This is a genomic window from Streptomyces sp. NPDC026206 (assembly GCF_040638465.1).
In the GTDB taxonomy this organism is placed as follows: domain Bacteria; phylum Actinomycetota; class Actinomycetes; order Streptomycetales; family Streptomycetaceae; genus Streptomyces.
Window position 1 is genome coordinate 276741 of the sequence record NZ_JBEZYL010000001.1, and the last position, 16104, is coordinate 292844.

15 protein-coding genes are annotated in these 16104 nt (G+C 71.8%); 6 read left to right on the forward strand and 9 right to left on the reverse strand.

Annotation, left to right across the window (positions count from 1 at the left end):
- Positions 1–7: 7 nt before the first annotated feature.
- Positions 8–445 carry a gamma-glutamylcyclotransferase gene (locus AB0F13_RS01295; protein WP_362073199.1) on the reverse strand — a complete coding sequence of 146 codons (438 nt, stop codon included), beginning with the start codon at positions 443–445 and terminating at the stop codon, positions 8–10.
- A 164-nt stretch (positions 446–609) separates the two neighbouring features.
- On the opposite strand from AB0F13_RS01295, the gene AB0F13_RS01300 reads away from it, so the two are divergent.
- A complete protein-coding gene (locus AB0F13_RS01300) occupies positions 610–2058 on the forward strand; it encodes an NAD(P)H-quinone dehydrogenase (protein ID WP_362073202.1) in 1449 nt (482 codons plus the stop codon).
- A gap of 103 nt (positions 2059–2161) precedes the next feature.
- Complete coding sequence (locus AB0F13_RS01305) at positions 2162–3202, forward strand: DeoR/GlpR family DNA-binding transcription regulator (protein ID WP_362073205.1); 1041 nt, start codon at positions 2162–2164, stop codon at positions 3200–3202.
- Between the two features lie 187 nt (positions 3203–3389).
- Here the strand turns inward: AB0F13_RS01305 and AB0F13_RS01310 are convergent, their stop codons facing one another.
- The 3 genes from AB0F13_RS01310 to AB0F13_RS01320 form a co-directional block, all read right to left on the reverse strand.
- Positions 3390–4004 (reverse strand): TetR/AcrR family transcriptional regulator, encoded by a 615-nt coding sequence (locus tag AB0F13_RS01310; protein ID WP_362073208.1) that lies wholly within the window; start codon positions 4002–4004, stop codon positions 3390–3392.
- Between the two features lie 155 nt (positions 4005–4159).
- Positions 4160–5914, reverse strand: a complete 1755-nt coding sequence (locus AB0F13_RS01315) for a biotin carboxylase N-terminal domain-containing protein (protein WP_362073211.1) — start codon at positions 5912–5914, stop codon at positions 4160–4162.
- 294 nt (positions 5915–6208) lie between these two features.
- On the reverse strand, positions 6209–6967 hold the full coding sequence (locus AB0F13_RS01320; RefSeq protein WP_362073214.1) for an IclR family transcriptional regulator C-terminal domain-containing protein: 759 nt from the start codon (positions 6965–6967) through the stop codon (positions 6209–6211).
- A gap of 249 nt (positions 6968–7216) precedes the next feature.
- On the opposite strand from AB0F13_RS01320, the gene AB0F13_RS01325 reads away from it, so the two are divergent.
- Positions 7217–7831 (forward strand): hypothetical protein, encoded by a 615-nt coding sequence (locus AB0F13_RS01325; RefSeq protein ID WP_362073217.1) that lies wholly within the window; start codon positions 7217–7219, stop codon positions 7829–7831.
- Positions 7832–7834: 3 nt separating this feature from the next.
- Here AB0F13_RS01325 and AB0F13_RS01330 read toward each other — a convergent pair whose 3' ends face one another.
- The 5 genes from AB0F13_RS01330 to AB0F13_RS01350 form a co-directional block, all read right to left on the reverse strand.
- On the reverse strand, positions 7835–8446 hold the full coding sequence (locus AB0F13_RS01330; protein ID WP_362073220.1) for a nucleoside triphosphate pyrophosphatase: 612 nt from the start codon (positions 8444–8446) through the stop codon (positions 7835–7837).
- A 29-nt stretch (positions 8447–8475) separates the two neighbouring features.
- A complete protein-coding gene (locus AB0F13_RS01335) occupies positions 8476–9933 on the reverse strand; it encodes a penicillin-binding transpeptidase domain-containing protein (RefSeq protein ID WP_362073223.1) in 1458 nt (485 codons plus the stop codon).
- Between the two features lie 108 nt (positions 9934–10041).
- Complete coding sequence (locus AB0F13_RS01340) at positions 10042–10170, reverse strand: hypothetical protein (protein WP_362073226.1); 129 nt, start codon at positions 10168–10170, stop codon at positions 10042–10044.
- Positions 10171–10283: 113 nt separating this feature from the next.
- On the reverse strand, positions 10284–10490 hold the full coding sequence (locus tag AB0F13_RS01345; RefSeq protein WP_362073229.1) for an acyl-CoA carboxylase subunit epsilon: 207 nt from the start codon (positions 10488–10490) through the stop codon (positions 10284–10286).
- A gap of 38 nt (positions 10491–10528) precedes the next feature.
- Positions 10529–12127: an acyl-CoA carboxylase subunit beta gene (locus tag AB0F13_RS01350; protein WP_362073232.1), complete on the reverse strand. Its 1599-nt coding sequence runs from the start codon at positions 12125–12127 to the stop codon at positions 10529–10531.
- A 150-nt stretch (positions 12128–12277) separates the two neighbouring features.
- Here AB0F13_RS01350 and AB0F13_RS01355 point away from each other — a divergent pair, with 150 nt between their 5' ends.
- The 3 genes from AB0F13_RS01355 to AB0F13_RS01365 all read left to right on the forward strand — a co-directional run bounded on the left by AB0F13_RS01355 (position 12278) and on the right by AB0F13_RS01365 (position 15955).
- On the forward strand, positions 12278–13129 hold the full coding sequence (locus AB0F13_RS01355) for a biotin--[acetyl-CoA-carboxylase] ligase (protein WP_362073235.1): 852 nt from the start codon (positions 12278–12280) through the stop codon (positions 13127–13129).
- A 130-nt stretch (positions 13130–13259) separates the two neighbouring features.
- Entirely contained in the window at positions 13260–14402 is a 1143-nt protein-coding gene (locus AB0F13_RS01360) for an adenylate/guanylate cyclase domain-containing protein (protein ID WP_362073238.1), read from the forward strand.
- Between the two features lie 752 nt (positions 14403–15154).
- A complete protein-coding gene (locus AB0F13_RS01365; protein ID WP_362073241.1) occupies positions 15155–15955 on the forward strand; it encodes an enoyl-CoA hydratase-related protein in 801 nt (266 codons plus the stop codon).
- The last annotated feature ends 149 nt before the right edge of the window (positions 15956–16104 follow it).

Below are 16104 nucleotides of genomic sequence, written 5' to 3' on the forward strand. Positions count from 1 at the left end.
GTCACCTTCAGCACGGGCGCTTGCGCAGCTCCATGACGTAGTCGTGGGGTGCGCCGGCGGATTCCGCGGCGTCGGCGAGCTCGCCGAGGTAGCGGGCGGAGGGCAGGCCCCCCTCGTAGCCGTTGAGGACATAGATCCAGGCTGGCTCCTCACCGTCGAGGGTGTGGACGCGGACACGCATGCGCCGGTAGATGTCCAGGCCGACACCCTCCCAACGGTCCATCGAGTCCTCGTCCATCGGGGCGATGTCATAGAGGGCCACGAAGACCTGCGAGCGGGGTGCCTCCACGATGGTGGCGAGTGCGCCCTCCCACCCCATCTGCTCCCCGCCGAACGTCAGCCGCCAGCCGTTGAGCCAGCCCGTGCCGCGCAGCGGCGAGTGCGGTGCGCGGCGGGTCATCAGCCGCGCGTCGAGGTTGCCGGCGTACGCGGCGTAGAGCGACATGGTTCCGAGGGTACGGGAGTGAGGCGGGACGGCATTTGGGGTGGCAATCTCGAAGGGAGGTTCGTGCGGAACTTTCTGTCGGATTTCGTACAGAGTTCTCACAGATCGGCGTAAGGATCGCGTAGGGAGGCCCCGGAAGGAGCCGCTTTGATGGGTGCGGGACAATGGAGTACGTGACTCGGATCGTGATCATCGGTGGCGGACCCGGCGGCTATGAGGCGGCGCTCGTCGCCGCGCAGCTCGGCGCGGAGGTGACCGTCGTCGACTGCGACGGTCTGGGCGGGGCGTCGGTACTCACCGACTGCGTGCCTTCGAAGACTCTAATCGCGACGGCCGAGGTGATGACGACCTTCGACTCCTCGTACGAGGAGCTGGGGATCATCGTCGCCGACGACACGCCGCCGCTGGAACAGGCCGCCGGTGTGGTGGGCGTGGACCTGGGCAAGGTCAACCGACGGGTCAAGCGCCTCGCGCTGGCCCAGTCGCACGACATCACCGCGTCGGTGACGCGGGCCGGCGGGCGGGTGCTGCGGGGCCGGGGACGGCTGGAGCCGAACCAGGCCACCGACGGATCGCGCCGGGTCGTGGTGACGGCCGCGGACAGGACCGAGGAGACGCTGCCCGCGGACGCCGTCCTGATCGCGACGGGTGCGCACCCCCGGGAGATCCCCGACGCGCTGCCGGACGGCGAGCGGATCCTGAACTGGACGCAGGTCTACGACCTGGACGAGCTCCCCGAGGAGCTCATCGTGGTCGGCTCGGGTGTGACCGGTGCGGAGTTCGCCGGCGCGTACCAGGCGCTGGGGTCCAAGGTGACGCTGGTGTCGAGCCGGGACCGCGTGCTGCCGGGCGAGGACCCGGACGCCGCCGCCGTCCTGGAGGACGTCTTCCGGCGGCGCGGCATGAACGTCATGGCCCGCTCCCGGGCGGAGTCCGCCAAGCGGGTGGGCGACCGGGTGGAGGTCACGCTGGCCGACGGGCGAGTGATCACCGGTACGCACTGCCTGATGGCCGTGGGCTCGATCCCCAACACGGCGGGGATCGGGCTGGAGGAGGCCGGCATCCGGCTCAAGGACTCCGGGCACATCTGGACGGACCGGGTCTCGCGCACCAGCGCGCCGGGCGTCTACGCCGCCGGTGACTGCACGGGAGTGCTCGCGCTGGCGTCGGTCGCGGCGATGCAGGGCCGGATCGCGATGTACCACTTCCTCGGTGACGCGGTCGCGCCGCTCAATCTCAAGGCTGTATCCGCGAACGTATTTACGGATCCCGAGATTGCTACGGTCGGGTATACGCAGGCCGATGTCGACAACGGTCTGATTGACGCTCGTGTCGTCAAACTTCCGTTGCTGCGCAATCCGCGAGCGAAGATGCAAGGTATTCGGGATGGTTTTGTGAAGATGTTCTGCCGTCCCGGCACGGGCATCGTCGTGGGTGGTGTGGTCGTCTCTCCGCGGGCGAGTGAGCTCATCCATCCGATCGCGATCGCGGTCGACAACAATCTGACCGTGGAGCAGATCGCCAACGCGTTCACCGTCTACCCGTCGCTGTCCGGCTCCATCGCCGAGGTCGCGCGGCAGCTGCACACGAGGAAGACGCAGCGGGAGGGCTAGCGGGACCGCAGGGGGCAGGTACCGGGCGTTCCGGTTCCCTATATCACTTCTCGGTCTGCACTACGAACAACTTCCGTTAATTGCTGCAACCTGCTGAAAACAGATGGTCGTTGGCGTTACTGTCGGTTTCGTGTTCGCTGCAGAACGTCGCCAATTGATCCTCGAAATGGTGCGGGCCAACGGAGCGGTTTCGCTCCGGGAGCTCGCCCGCGTCGTCCAGACCTCAGAAGTGACCGTACGGCGTGACGTGCGGGCGCTGGAGGCCGAAGGACTGCTCGACCGCCGGCACGGCGGTGCGGTGCTGCCGGGCGGTTTCACCAGGGAGTCCGGCTTCCCGCAGAAATCCCATCTAGCGACCGCCGAGAAGACGGCCATCGCCGATCTCGCGGCGAGCTTCGTCGAAGAGGGCGAGGCCGTCGTCGTCGGCGCCGGTACCACCACGCAGGAGCTGGCCCGCCGGCTCGCGCGCGTACCGGGTCTGACGGTGGTCACCAATTCCCTGCTCGTCGCCCAGGCACTGGCCCATGCCAACCGCGTCGAGGTCGTCATGACCGGCGGCACCCTGCGCGGGTCCAACTACGCACTGGTCGGCAGCGGAGCCGAGCAGTCCCTGCAGGGACTGCGGGTCACCCGGGCCTTCCTGTCCGGGAGCGGGCTGACCGCCGAGCGCGGGCTCTCCACGTCCAACATGCTCTCCGCGAGCGTGGACCGGGCGCTGGTGCAGGCCGCGGCGGAGGTGGTGGTCCTCGCGGACCACACGAAGCTGGGCACCGACACCATGTTCCAGACCGTGCCCACGGACGTGATCACCAGACTCGTGACCGACGAACCGCCCGCCCACGACGACCGGGCCGCCACCGAGCTCCAGGCGCTGGCCGACCAGGGCGTGCACATCTCCGTCGCCGGGCCCGGCGCGGGGTCGGGCGCGGGGACCGGGGCGGTGCACGGCGACGCGGTCTCCTCGGCGGCCCGCCGCAGGGACGTGCCGCCGCTGCCGGGACAGCGCAGAAACCTGCCCCTGGGCCACGGCCAGCAGGGCGGGCCGGGCCAGGGCGGGCCACCGGGCGCGCAGCTGCGCAGCGCGGCGCCCCTGGGCGACCAGGCCACGGCCCGGGTGGCGGACCTCGCCCCGAGGCGGCGCTAGGGCGTGTCCGCAAAGTCCCGCCCGGCCCGCGGCGCCCGGCACTGCGGGCACCTCCCAGCGGTGGCCGGGCGAGCTCGCCGCGTCGTCGGGATCGCCCGGGTACGCCAGTACGAGGACGACCCTCCACCCTCCGCCCTGCGACCGCACGCACCGGACGCCGCGGGTCACGCCCGTCGGGCGTACGGCGCTACTTTGCGGACCCGCCCTGGGCGGGGGCGGGCTGTGCCTTTATCCCCGTCAGCGTCAGGGTGAGCAGGCGGTCGGCCAACCCCGGGTCGTCCGGGGACTGTTCGACCGCCAGCGAAATGGCGTTGGTCAACTGCATCAGGTCGGCGATGTCCACGTCCTCGCGGATGGCGCCGGCCCGCTGCGCCCTCGCGAGCAGCGTGCTGCCCGCCTCGCGCATCGGCAGGCTGCACCGGGACATCGCCGACGCCTCGTCGCTCTGAGCGGCCATCAGGGCCCGTGAGAGGCCCCGGTAGGTGCTCGCGTGGGCCACGATGGCCCGCAGCCAGGCGACGAGCGCCCGGCAGGGCTCGGGGGACGCCAGCAGCTCGCGGGAGCGGGCGAGCAGGCCGTCGACCTCGCCCTGGAAGACCGCGCTCATCAACGCCGTGCGGTTGGGGAAGTGCCGGTAGAGCGTGCCGATGCCGACGCCCGCCCGCTTGGCGATGTCCTCCAGTGAGGCGTCCGTGCCGTGCTCGGTGAACGCCGTACGGGCCTCCACGAGCAGCCGCTCGTAGTTGCGCCGGGCGTCCGCGCGCATAGGTCGTGGTGACGTCTGCGCCGCGTCGGTCGCCATTCCGTCAGTCCTCCCGGTCGGTGGCCGCACTCCCGGCCTCAGGTACCGCAGTCCCCGTCAGTCAAGGATGCCAGGCCGATGCGCGGGCCGGTCCACGAATGCCCACGGGCCCCGGCCTGTGCGGCCGGGGCCCGTGGGCGGTGCGAAGACCGGGATCAGTCCTTGATCTCGCAGATGACGGCGCCGGAGGAGACCGACGCGCCGACCTCGGCCGTGATGCCCTTGACCGTGCCGGAGCGGTGGGCGTTCAGCGGCTGCTCCATCTTCATGGCCTCCAGGACCACGATCAGGTCGCCCTCGTTGACCTCCTGGCCCTCCTCGACGGCCACCTTGACGATGGTGCCCTGCATCGGGGAGGCCAGGGCGTCGCCGGAGGCCGCGGAGCCGGACTTCTTGGCGGCACGGCGCTTGGGCTTGGCCCCGCCCGCCGCGGCGGTGCGCGCGATGGTCATGCCGAGGGAGGAGGGCAGGGAGACCTCCAGGCGCTTGCCGCCCACCTCGACGACCACGGTCTCGCGGCCGGGGGTCTCCTCGTCCTCGTCGGCCGTCGCGCCGGCGAAGGGCGCGATGGTGTTCTCGAACTCGGTCTCGATCCACCGGGTGTGGATCCGGAAGGGGTCCGAGGTGAAGGCGGGGTCGGCGACGACGGCCCGGTGGAAGGGGATGGCCGTGGCCATGCCCTCGACCTGGAACTCCGCCAGGGCACGGGCCGCTCGCTGCAGGGCCTGCTCACGGGTGGCGCCGGTGATGATCAGCTTGGCCAGGAGGGAGTCCCAGGCCGGGCCGATGACCGAGCCCGACTCCACGCCCGCGTCCAGCCGGACACCGGGGCCGGCCGGGGGGTCGAAGCGGGTGACGGTGCCGGGGGCGGGCAGGAAGTTGCGGCCCGGGTCCTCGCCGTTGATGCGGAACTCGAAGGAGTGGCCGCGCAGGGGCGGGTCGTCGTAACCCAGTTCCTCGCCGTCGGCGATGCGGAACATCTCACGGACGAGGTCGATGCCGGTGACCTCTTCGGTGACCGGGTGTTCGACCTGGAGGCGGGTGTTGACCTCCAGGAAGGAGATCGTGCCGTCCTGGCCGACCAGGAATTCACAGGTACCGGCGCCCTCGTAGCCCGCTTCGCGCAGGATGGCCTTCGAGGCGCGGTAGAGCTCCGCGTTCTGCTCGTCGGACAGGAACGGCGCGGGGGCCTCCTCGACGAGCTTCTGGTGGCGGCGCTGCAGCGAGCAGTCGCGGGTGGAGACGACGACCACGTTGCCGTGCTTGTCGGCCAGGCACTGGGTCTCGACGTGGCGCGGCCGGTCCAGGTAGCGCTCGACGAAGCACTCGCCGCGGCCGAAGGCGGCCACGGCCTCGCGGACGGCCGAGTCGTAGAGCTCGGGGACCTCTTCGAGCGTCCGGGCGACCTTCAGACCGCGGCCACCGCCGCCGAAGGCGGCCTTGATGGCGATCGGCAGGCCGTTCTCCTCGGCGAACGCGACGACCTCGTCCGCCCCGCTGACCGGGTCGGGCGTGCCGGCGACGAGGGGGGCCCCCGCGCGCTGCGCGATGTGACGGGCCGCCACCTTGTCGCCGAGGTCGCGGATGGCCTGCGGGGGCGGGCCGATCCAGGTCAGGCCCGCGTCGATGACGGCCTGCGCGAAGTCGGCGTTCTCCGACAGGAAGCCGTAGCCCGGGTGGATGGCGTCCGCGCCGGACTCGGCGGCGGCGGCAAGGACCTTGGCGACGTCGAGATAGCTGGTTGCGGGAGTGTCACCGCCCAGCGCATAGGCCTCGTCGGCCGCGCGGACATGCAACGCGTCGCGGTCGGGGTCGGCGTAGACCGCCACACTTCCGATCCCGGCGTCCCGGCATGCACGAGCGACGCGGACAGCGATTTCGCCACGGTTGGCGATGAGCACCTTGCGCACGATGGCTCCCTCCTTGAAACAAGGTGAGTTTAGGTACTGGCGACACTCTGTGCCGACCCGACTTCCGGGGTGACCTTGCCCACACGGAGCGTGAGAAGGGAGCCGTGTGCGAGCCGAAGTCCCCAGATCATCCACGGTACGCCCGCTTTCCCGGCGTGCCGGTCGCATCAGGGTGTGGTCAAGCTCTCGGCGGTGAGCGAGGGGTGGTGGAGCCGTTTCTTTGTGGAGTCCCTACGAATGGGTGACGCAAAGTTTGCGCGCCGTCCCGGACGGTAGGGCTTCTTCCGGTTAGATCTACCCGCTAGTAGGCCCGGTGATGTCGGCCGCGCCCTGGAACTTGGCCGCCTCCGCCGCGACATGGCGCAGGGCCTCGGTCACCTGCCGGCCGCGCCGCTGGAAGTCCTCCAGGGGCAGGGCCGCCGAGACCGCCGTGAGCGCGCCGGGGGTGGGCACCGGCACCGCCACACACGCCACACCCGGCGCACACTCCTCGACCTCCACGGCCATTCCCTCGCGTCCGACCTGTCGTAGCTGTGCGTCCAGCCGCTCGGGCGAGGTGATCGTGCGCGGGGTGATCGCGCGCATCCCGGATGCCGCCAGATAGCGCAGCCGGGCGGCCCGGGGCAGGGCCGCCAGCAGGACCTTGCCGTGGGCGGTGGCGTGCCCGGCGTCGTCCCGGCCGGTAGTGAAGCCGCCGGTGGCCGGGTGCGAGGCGGTGGCCGCGGCGAGCACGGCGATGCCGCCGTCGCGGAAGGTGCTGAAGTACGTGTCCACGCCCGCCGCCCGGCGTGTCCGCTGCAGCAGCTCCTGCACCTCGGCACTCATCCGCATCTGCCGCTGGAAGGCGTGGTGCAGGGAGGGCACCCGGTAGCCCAGGACGTAGCCGGCGGGCGTGCGGACCAGGTGGCCGCGGGCGGTGAGGGCACCCAGCAGCTCGTACACCGTGGACAGGCCGCAGCCCAGCCGCCGGGCGAGGGCCTTGGCGGGCACGGGCCCGTCGGACGCGGCGACGGCGTCCAGGACGTCCAGGGCGCGGTCGACGGACTGCGGCATGAGGTGCGGGCTCCTTCGGGGAGGCGGTACGGGCGGACCTCCCAGCCTCGCACAGCGCCCGTCATGCTCCGCCGGCCCGCCCGGGGCGCGCGGGAAGTCTGCGGTCCGGCGCGGCAATTCGGGTCCGGGCGCGGCCGATCCGACAGAGATGGATTCCGGGTGGGTGTGAACTCCGCTTGTGGCGTGGCGGATTTGCTCCCCCGGCGCAGGGAATCGTGACCGAAATACCCGGACATCGTTGATGAAGTCATGATCAAGCGCATTGCTGCCGCTGCCGTCCTGGCCGGCGCCGCTCTGTCCATGTCCTCGGCCGCCACCGCCACTGCCGCCCCCGTCGCGCCGACGCCGGTGGCGCCGCCCCCCTCGTCGAACGCCGGCCCTGTCACCGCCCCGCCGCCGACCGCGCCCGCGAAGGGCACCCCGCCGCCGGCCGTGCCTGTGAAGGCCACCCCGTCGCCGGCTGTGCCCGTGAAGGCCACCCCGTCGAAGGCTGCTCCGTCGAAGGGCGCTCCAGGGAAGGCTGCTCCGGCCAAGGGTGCTCCGGCCGAGGCTGCTCCGTCGAAGGGCGCTCCGGGGAAGGCTGCTCCGTCGAAGGGCGCTCCGTCGAAGGGCGCTCCGGCCAAGGGCGCTCCGGCCAAGGGCGCCCGGGCGAAGACAGGCCCGGCGAAGGCCGCCCCTGCGCAGACGGGCCCGGAGGCGATGCAGCCCCCCGAGGGCATCCCCACCGCACAGGACATGGCCCCCGACCCGGACATGAGCATCTACCCCGGTGTCTTCCCCAAGGGGCTCAGCAAGCTCAAGCAGCTCAAGCAGCTCAAGCAGCTGACCGAGGTCGGCCGCGTCACGAGCGCGCTGCCGCTCTAGGGGCTACACCCACAGGTCGGTGATGCCGGTCCCCAGTTCCGCGAGCAGCTCGCGGAGCAGCGGGAGCGACAGGCCGATGACGTTGCCGGGGTCACCGTCGATGCCCTGGACGAACGGGGCGGAGCGGCCGTCGAGGGTGAAGGCGCCTGCGACGTGCAGAGGCTCGCCCGAGGCCACGTAGGCCGCGATCTCGGCGTCGGAGGGCTCACCGAAGCGGACGGTGGTGGAGGCGGTCGCCGAGGCCCGGCGGCCGGTGGCGGTGTCGATGACGCAGTGCCCGGTGCGCAGGACGCCGGAGCGGCCGCGCATCGACTTCCAGCGGGCCGTGGCCTCCTCGGCGTCGGCCGGCTTCCCCAGCGCCTGGCCGTCCAGCTCCAGCACCGAGTCGCAGCCGACGACCAGGGCCCCGGCCGCCGCGTCCTGGCCGGCGACGGCCGCGGCCTTCGCCTCGGCCAGGATCAGGGCCAGCCCGGCGGGGGTCGGCGCGTCGAGCGCGTCCTCGTCCACCCCGCTGACGATCACCTCGGGCGCCAGCCCGGCCTGGCGCAGCAGGCCGAGGCGGGCGGGGGACTGGGAGGCGAGGACGAGGCGGCGGCGCGGGGTGCTGTCGGTCATGCGGGCCAGCCTACGGGCGGCACGGGGCGTCACTTGTCGAGCACGGCCTGCATGACCTTCTTGGCGATCGGCCCGGCGAGCCTGCCGCCGGAGATCTGGTCGTCCGGCACGCTGTCGTCGGGGTCGATCATGACGGCGACGGCGACGGGGGAGCCGTCGGCCCCCTTGGCGTAGGAGATGAACCAGGCGAGGTTCTTCTGGTCCTTGCCCCGCTCGGCGGTGCCGGTCTTGCCGCCGACGGTGACGCCGTCGATGAGCGCGGCCTTGCCGGTGCCCTTCGTCGCGGTGTCCTCCATCATCTGCTGGACCTTCTTGGCCACCTCGGGCGAGACGGCCTGCGACATCTCCTCGGGCTGGTGCCTGTCGATGCTCTGGAGGTCCGGGCCGCGCAGCTCCTCGACCATGTAGGGCTTCATCAGCCTGCCGTCGTTGGCGATCGCGGCCGTCATCATGGCGACCTGCAGCGGGGTGGCGGTGAGGCTGCCCTGGCCGATGCCGGCGAGAGCGGTCTGCGAGGTGTTGATGTTTTCGGGGAAGGTGCTCCTCGCCGCGCGGACCGGGGTGTCGACCTCGGCGTTGTTGAAGCCGAACCTCTCGGCCGTCGCCTTCATCTTCTGCTTGCCGAGGTCGGAGCTGACCTTGCCGTAGACGTTGTTGCAGGAGTGCTGCATCGCCACGTTCAGCGGGGCGTCCTTGCAGGGCGCGGTCGGGTTCTGGTTGGGCAGCACGGTCCGGGTGCCGGGCATGGTCCAGGGGTCGGGCGAATCGGTCCTGGCGTTGATGTCGCTGTAGAGGCCGTTCTCCAGGGCCGCGGACGCCGTGACGATCTTGAAGGTGGAGCCGGGCGGGTAGACCTCCTTGAGCGCCCGGTTCAGCGTGGGCTTGTCCTTGTCCTTCTCCAGCTCCTCCCAGGCGGCCTTGTCCTTGCTGCCGGTGCCCGCGAAGACGGAGGGGTCGTACGAGGGGGTGGAGGCGAGGGCGAGGATCTTGCCGGTGCGCGGGTCGAGGGCGACGACGGCGCCCTTCTTGTCGCCCAGGCCCTCGAACGCCGCCTTCTGCGCCTTCGGGTCGATGGTCGTCACCACGTCGCCGCCGCGCGCCTTCTTGCCGGTGAGCATGTCGCTCGTGCGCTGGAGGAACAGGCGGTCGTCGGTGCCGTTGAGCAGCTTGTTGTTGAGGCTCTCCAGCTGGGTGCTGCCGTAGCCCTGCGAGAAGAAGCCCGTCACCGGGGCGTACATCCTGCCGTCGGTGAAGGTGCGCTTGTACTTCAGGTCGCTGCCTTCGGTCACCGCGGAACCGGTGATGGGCTGGCCGCCGACGATGATGTTGCCGCGCGGCTGGGAGAAGCTCGCGATGGCGACCCGCCGGTTCTTGTCGTGGTTGGCCAGCTCGTCGGTGCGGACGAACTGCACCCAGGTCGCCCGCACCAGCAGGGCGAGCACGAGCAACCCGGTGAATATCGCTATGTGGCGTACGGGCTTGTTCATGGCGTGGCAGACTCCCGCGGTTCTCCGTTTCACGGCATATCACTGGGCATGACGCGAATCGGGCGAATGCGGTTGCGGTCAGGGCAAACCTATGAGGCGGCTGTGACCTCAGCCCATTCCCAGCAGCACGAACAGCACCACCATTCCCACTGCCAGCACGACCCCCGCCCGCCGGAGCATGGCCTGCGCCTCGCGCAGCTCCTCGGGCGGTTCATCGGACGGGTCGGACCAGAGCATGACCTCCATGCTCCGGCCGCGAAGCGCGTGGCGCCTGAGTACGCGTACTCAGGCGCCACGGTCACATCGGAGGGTGCCGGGCCCGCCGGGCCCGAAGGAGGGCCGGCACCGGCTCAGGAGGGCCAGTAGGTGGTGCGCCAGGCCCCCGGGCCCGGGCGCGGGATGCGGCGGGCCGAGGCCAGGCGGGCCGGGCTGGACCACTCCGGGCGGAGCGCGGCGGGCGGCGCGGCGGCCGCTGCGGCCGCCGCGCGGGCCTGAACCACCGCCAGGGCGGCGGCCAGCTCCTCGGGGGTCGGATTGCCCCGTACGACCTTGATCACGTCAGCGTCCCTTCCTTCGTGACCGGTATGGAGGCGGCTTACAGGGGGATGTTGCCGTGCTTCTTGGGGGGCAGCGCCTCGCGCTTGTCGCGCAGCGCGCGCAGCCCGCGCACGATCTGCCGGCGGGTGTCCGACGGCATGATCACCGCATCGACGTAGCCGTGCTCGGCGGCGACGTACGGATTGAGCAGGGTGTCCTCGTAGTCGGCGATCAACTGGGCGCGCAGGTCCTCCTGCTCCTGCGGGCCGGTCGCGGCCGCGAGGGAACGGCGGTGCAGGATGTTGACCGCGCCCTGGGCGCCCATGACGGCGATCTGCGCGGTGGGCCAGGCGAGGTTGAGATCCGCCCCCAGGTGCTTGGAGCCCATGACGTCGTACGCGCCCCCGTACGCCTTGCGGGTGATCACCGTGATCAGGGGGACCGTGGCCTCGGCGTAGGCGTAGATCAGCTTGGCGCCGCGGCGGATGATGCCGTTGTACTCCTGGTCGGTGCCTGGCAGGAAGCCGGGGACGTCGACGAAGGTGAGCACGGGAATGTTGAAGGCGTCGCAGGTGCGGACGAAGCGCGCGGCCTTCTCGCTGGCGTTGATGTCCAGACAGCCCGCGAACTGCATCGGCTGGTTGGCGACCACGCCCACCGGCCGGCCCTCGACCCGGCCGAAGCCGGTGACGATGTTCGGCGCGAACAGCGCCTGGGTCTCCAGGAACTCCCCGTCGTCGAGCACGTGCTCCATGACGGTGTGCATGTCGTAGGGCTGGTTCGCCGAGTCCGGGATGAGCGTGTCCAGCTCACGGTCGGTGTCCGAGACCTCCAGGTCGGCCTCCTCGGGGAAGGCCGGGGGCTCGGAGAGGTTGTTGGACGGCAGGTACGACAGCAGGGCCTTGAGGTAGTCGACGGCGTCCTTCTCGTCGCCCGCCATATGGTGCGCCACGCCCGAGGTCGTGTTGTGCGTCCGGGCGCCACCCAGCTCCTCGAAGCCCACGTCCTCGCCGGTGACCGTCTTGATGACGTCCGGGCCGGTGATGAACATGTGCGAGGTCTGATCGATCATCACCGTGAAGTCGGTGATCGCGGGGGAGTAGACCGCGCCGCCCGCGCAGGGGCCGACGACCAGGGAGATCTGCGGGATCACACCCGAGGCGTGCGTGTTGCGGCGGAAGATCTCCCCGTACATGCCCAGGGAGGCCACGCCCTCCTGGATGCGCGCGCCGCCCGAGTCGTTGATGCCGATGACCGGGCACCCTGTCTTCAGGGCGAAGTCCATCACCTTGACGATCTTCTGGCCGAAGACCTCGCCGAGTGCGCCGCCGAAGACCGTGAAGTCCTGCGAGAAGACCGCCACCGGACGGCCGTCGACCGTGCCGTAGCCGGTGACGACGCCGTCCCCGTACGGGCGGTTGGCGTCCATGCCGAAGTTGGTCGAGCGGTGCCGTGCGAACTCATCCAGTTCGACGAACGAACCCTCGTCCAGCAGCAGATCGATCCGCTCGCGCGCCGTCAGCTTTCCCTTGGCGTGCTGCTTCTCCACCGCACGCGCGGAGCCGGCGTGCGTCGCCTCCTCGATCCGGCGCTGCAGATCCGCGAGCTTGCCCGCTGTGGTGTGGATGTCGAATCCATTGGCTTCCGGCTCGGACACGGGATACGGCTCCTGCTCGTCCAGAGGTGTGGGCTGAAGAGGTATGGCTGACCGGTGCTACCGGCTCGTAGCGTAGCCGCGCGGATGCGCTGCGGCAGTGCGTCGTTGGCCACACCGATTCGTCCCCGCCTGCCTCCTATGGTGGCTGTTATGACGCCCTCCGACGCCTCCGGCAACCGCTGGTCCGACCTGGACCGGCCCCCCCTGAACGCCGCCGCCCTGCGGCGCGGGCTGCTGCGCCCCGACGCGCTGTGGACCTCCGTCGACGTGGTCCCGCGGACCGGGTCCACCAACAGCGACCTCGTCGCCTCCGGCGGTGCCGAGGGCGCGGTGCTCGTCGCCGAGGAGCAGTCCGCCGGGCGCGGCCGCCTCGACCGGACCTGGTCGGCGCCGCCGCGCTCCGGGCTCTTCTTCTCCGTCCTGCTCACCCCCGGTCCCGGCGTGCCCGCCGAGAGGTGGGGCTGGCTGCCGCTGCTCGCCGGCGTCGCCACCGCCGCCGCGATCTCCCGCGCGGCCGGCATCGACACCGCCCTGAAGTGGCCCAACGACCTGCTGGTGACCGTCGGCGACGAGGAGCGCAAGGCCGGCGGCATCCTCGCCGAGCGCACCGGGGACAGTGTCGTCGTGGGCATCGGCCTCAACGTCTCCCTGCGCGCCGACGAGCTGCCGGTGCCCGGCGCCGGATCGCTGGCGCTCGCCGGGGCGAAGGTGCTCGACCGCGACCCGCTGCTGCGGGCCGTGCTGCGCTCACTGGAGGAGTGGTACGGCGAGTGGCGCCGCGCCGGGGGCGACCCCGTCCTCTGCCGTCTGCAGGAGGCGTACGCCATCGGCTGCGCCACGCTCGGCCGGTCCGTACGGGCCGAACTGCCCGGCGGCCGGGAGCTCGTCGGTGAGGCCGTCGCCGTCGACGGCGACGGACGGCTGGTCCTTGCGACGGCCGCCGGGGTGCAGGAGCCGGTGGGCGCGGGTGACATCGTCCATTTGCGGCCCGCAGGGTCTTAAACGTCGTAAAGAGTGAGCGCCGTGCCGTTGGGAGAGTGAGCTACGGCACACCTGACGTATCGTTGTGCCCGGAACCTAAGCGAGCAGCGATCGGCAGGGCAGTGCGCAGGGATCGGACAGGGGGCGGGCGGTGACCGCCGACGGTGGGGGTACCTCCCGTGCCGTTGAGGGCACGGGGGAGGACGGTGCTGCGCGCGGGGCTGCTTCCCGGGAGGTCGAGGAGGACTTCGACGAGGAGGGCGGCGACCCGCTCGCGCTCCGGCTCGAAGCCCTCATCCTCGGCGCCGAGCGGCGCTACACCCCGTTCCAGGCCGCGCGCGCGGCCGGCGTCTCCATGGACCTCGCCGCCCGGTTCTGGCGCGCCATGGGCTTCGCCGACATCGGGCAGGCGAAGGCGCTCACCGAGGCCGACGTCCTGGCCCTGCGACGGCTCGCGGGCCTGGTGGAGGCCGGGCTGCTGAGCGAGCCCATGGCCGTGCAGGTCGCCCGGTCCACCGGTCAGACCACCGCACGGCTCGCCGACTGGCAGATCGACTCCTTCCTGGAGGGCCTGACCGAGCCTCAGGAGGGCATGTCCCGCACCGAGATCACCTACCCGCTGGTCGAGCTGCTGCTGCCCGAGCTGGAGGAGTTCCTCATCTACGTCTGGCGGCGGCAGCTCGCCGCCGCCACCGGCCGCGTCGTCCAGGCCGCGGACGACGCGGAGATGGTCGACCGTCGGCTGGCCGTCGGCTTCGCCGACCTCGTCGGCTTCACCCGGCTGACCCGGCGCCTGGAGGAGGAGGAGCTCGGCGAGCTGGTCGAGGCCTTCGAGACGACGGCCGCCGACCTGGTGGCCGCACACGGCGGCCGGCTCATCAAGACCCTGGGCGACGAAGTGCTGTACGCGGCCGACGACGCCGGGACCGCCGCCGAGATCGGCCTGCGGCTGATCGAGACCCTGACGAACGACGAGACGATGCCCGAGCTGCGGGTCGGCATCGCCTTCGGCACGGTCACGACCCGGATGGGCGACGTCTTCGGCACGACCGTGAACCTGGCCAGCCGGCTGACCTCGATAGCGCCGAAGGACGCGGTCCTGGTCGACGGTGCCCTGGCCGAGGAGCTCGCGCGCGCCGGTGACGCGCCCAAGTCCGAGGCGGAGGCCGCGGCGGCCGAGCAGGCGGGCGAGGAGCACGCCGCGTACCGGTTCGCACTGCAGCCGATGTGGCAGCGGCCGGTGCGGGGGCTGGGCGTCGTGGAGCCGTGGCTGCTGACGCGCCGGCGTGGCTGACGGGCGCGCCGCGGCCGGCCGGCGCGTGCTGGGCTCCACGGCCCGTCATCGGGCTCGCGCCCGCCGCCCCGCCCCGCCCCAGGTGAAGATCGCCGACAACCCGGGCGTGCGGCTCGCCCACCGGCCGAAGGGGCCGGGGGCGGCCTGCGGCCCGTTGTCGGGTTCGTGCCGCTGCCCCCGCGGGACGATGGCCCACAACGCGGACGGGCGGCTGTTCCCGCACCGGCCGGAGGGGCTGGGGGGCCACGGCCCGTTGTCGGGTTTTGCCGCTGCCTCGCGGGATGATGGCCCGCGACCCGGACTGGCGGCTGCTCGCCCACCGGCCGGAGGGGCTGGAACGGCCTGCGGCCCGTTGTCGGGTCTGTTTCCCCCACCCCGCAGGATGATGGCCACCGCGACCCGGACAGGCGGCTGCTCGCCCACCGGCCGGAGGGGCTGGAACGGCCTGCGGCCCGTTGTCGGGTCTGCTTCCCCCACCCCGCGGGATGATGGCCCGCGACCCGGACTGGCGGCTGCTCGCCCACCGGCCGGAGGGGCCGGGGCGGGACGGGCCCTGGCAGGGGGCGTAAGGGTTATTTGCGGCGACATGCCGGGCTCGCTCGACGTTGAGGGTTGCCGTAAATAATCCAGCCCCCAGAAGGGCGCGTCCCGCCCCGGCCCCGAACCCGACGACGGCGAGCTATGGCCCCGCAGGCCCGCGCCGGGCATGATCAGTGCCCTGGCACGACACTCGGAGACCGGGAGGGCAAAGCGTGAGCGAGCGTCGCTTCGGAGAATGGATCGCGATCCGCAAGCACGAGGGCGGCCACGTGGCCGAGCTGGTGCTGGACCGCCCCAAGGCCATGAACGCCGTCTCCACCGAGCTCGGCCGCGGCGTCGCCGAGGCCACCGCCGCGCTCGCCGCCGACCGCGACGTACGGGCCGTCGTCCTCACCTCCACCCACGAGCGTGCCTTCTGCGTGGGTGCGGACCTCAAGGAGCGCAATTCCTTCACGGACGCGGAGCTGCTGCGCCAGCGTCCCCACGCGCGTGCCTGCTACACGGGCGTCCTCGAGCTGCCCATGCCCGCCATCGCCGCCGTGCACGGCTTCGCCCTGGGCGGCGGCTTCGAGCTGGCGCTGTCGTGCGACCTGATCGTCGCGGACACCACGGCAGTGGTCGGGCTGCCCGAGGTCTCGGTGGGCGTGATCCCCGGCGGTGGCGGTACGCAGCTGCTGCCGCGCCGGGTCGGCGCCGCGCGGGCCGCCGAGCTGATTTTCAGCGCCCGGCGGGTGGAGGCCGCCGAGGCCCGGGAGTTGGGCCTCGTCGACGTGCTGACCGAGGCCGGGCAGGACCGGGCGGAGGCGCTGGCCCTGGCCGCGCGCATCGCGCGCAACTCGCCGGTCGGGGTACGGGCCGCGAAGCGTGCGCTGCGGCTGGGGCAGGGGCTGGACCTGCGGGCCGGCCTGGAGGTGGAGGACGCCGCCTGGCGCACGGTGGCCTTCTCCGGCGACCGTGCCGAGGGCGTGGCGGCCTTCAACGAGAAGCGGACGCCGGACTGGCCGGGGGAGTGAGCGGGCGTCGGGAACTGCCGCTCAACAGCGCATAAAGGCCCTTATAAAGCGGAATGAGCTCAACATTCTTAGGCTGGAGTGCAGGACCTGCGCGCAGTGACGGAATGTGAGGCTCGGGTGGCTGCTGACGGGGAGCGCGACGACCGCCT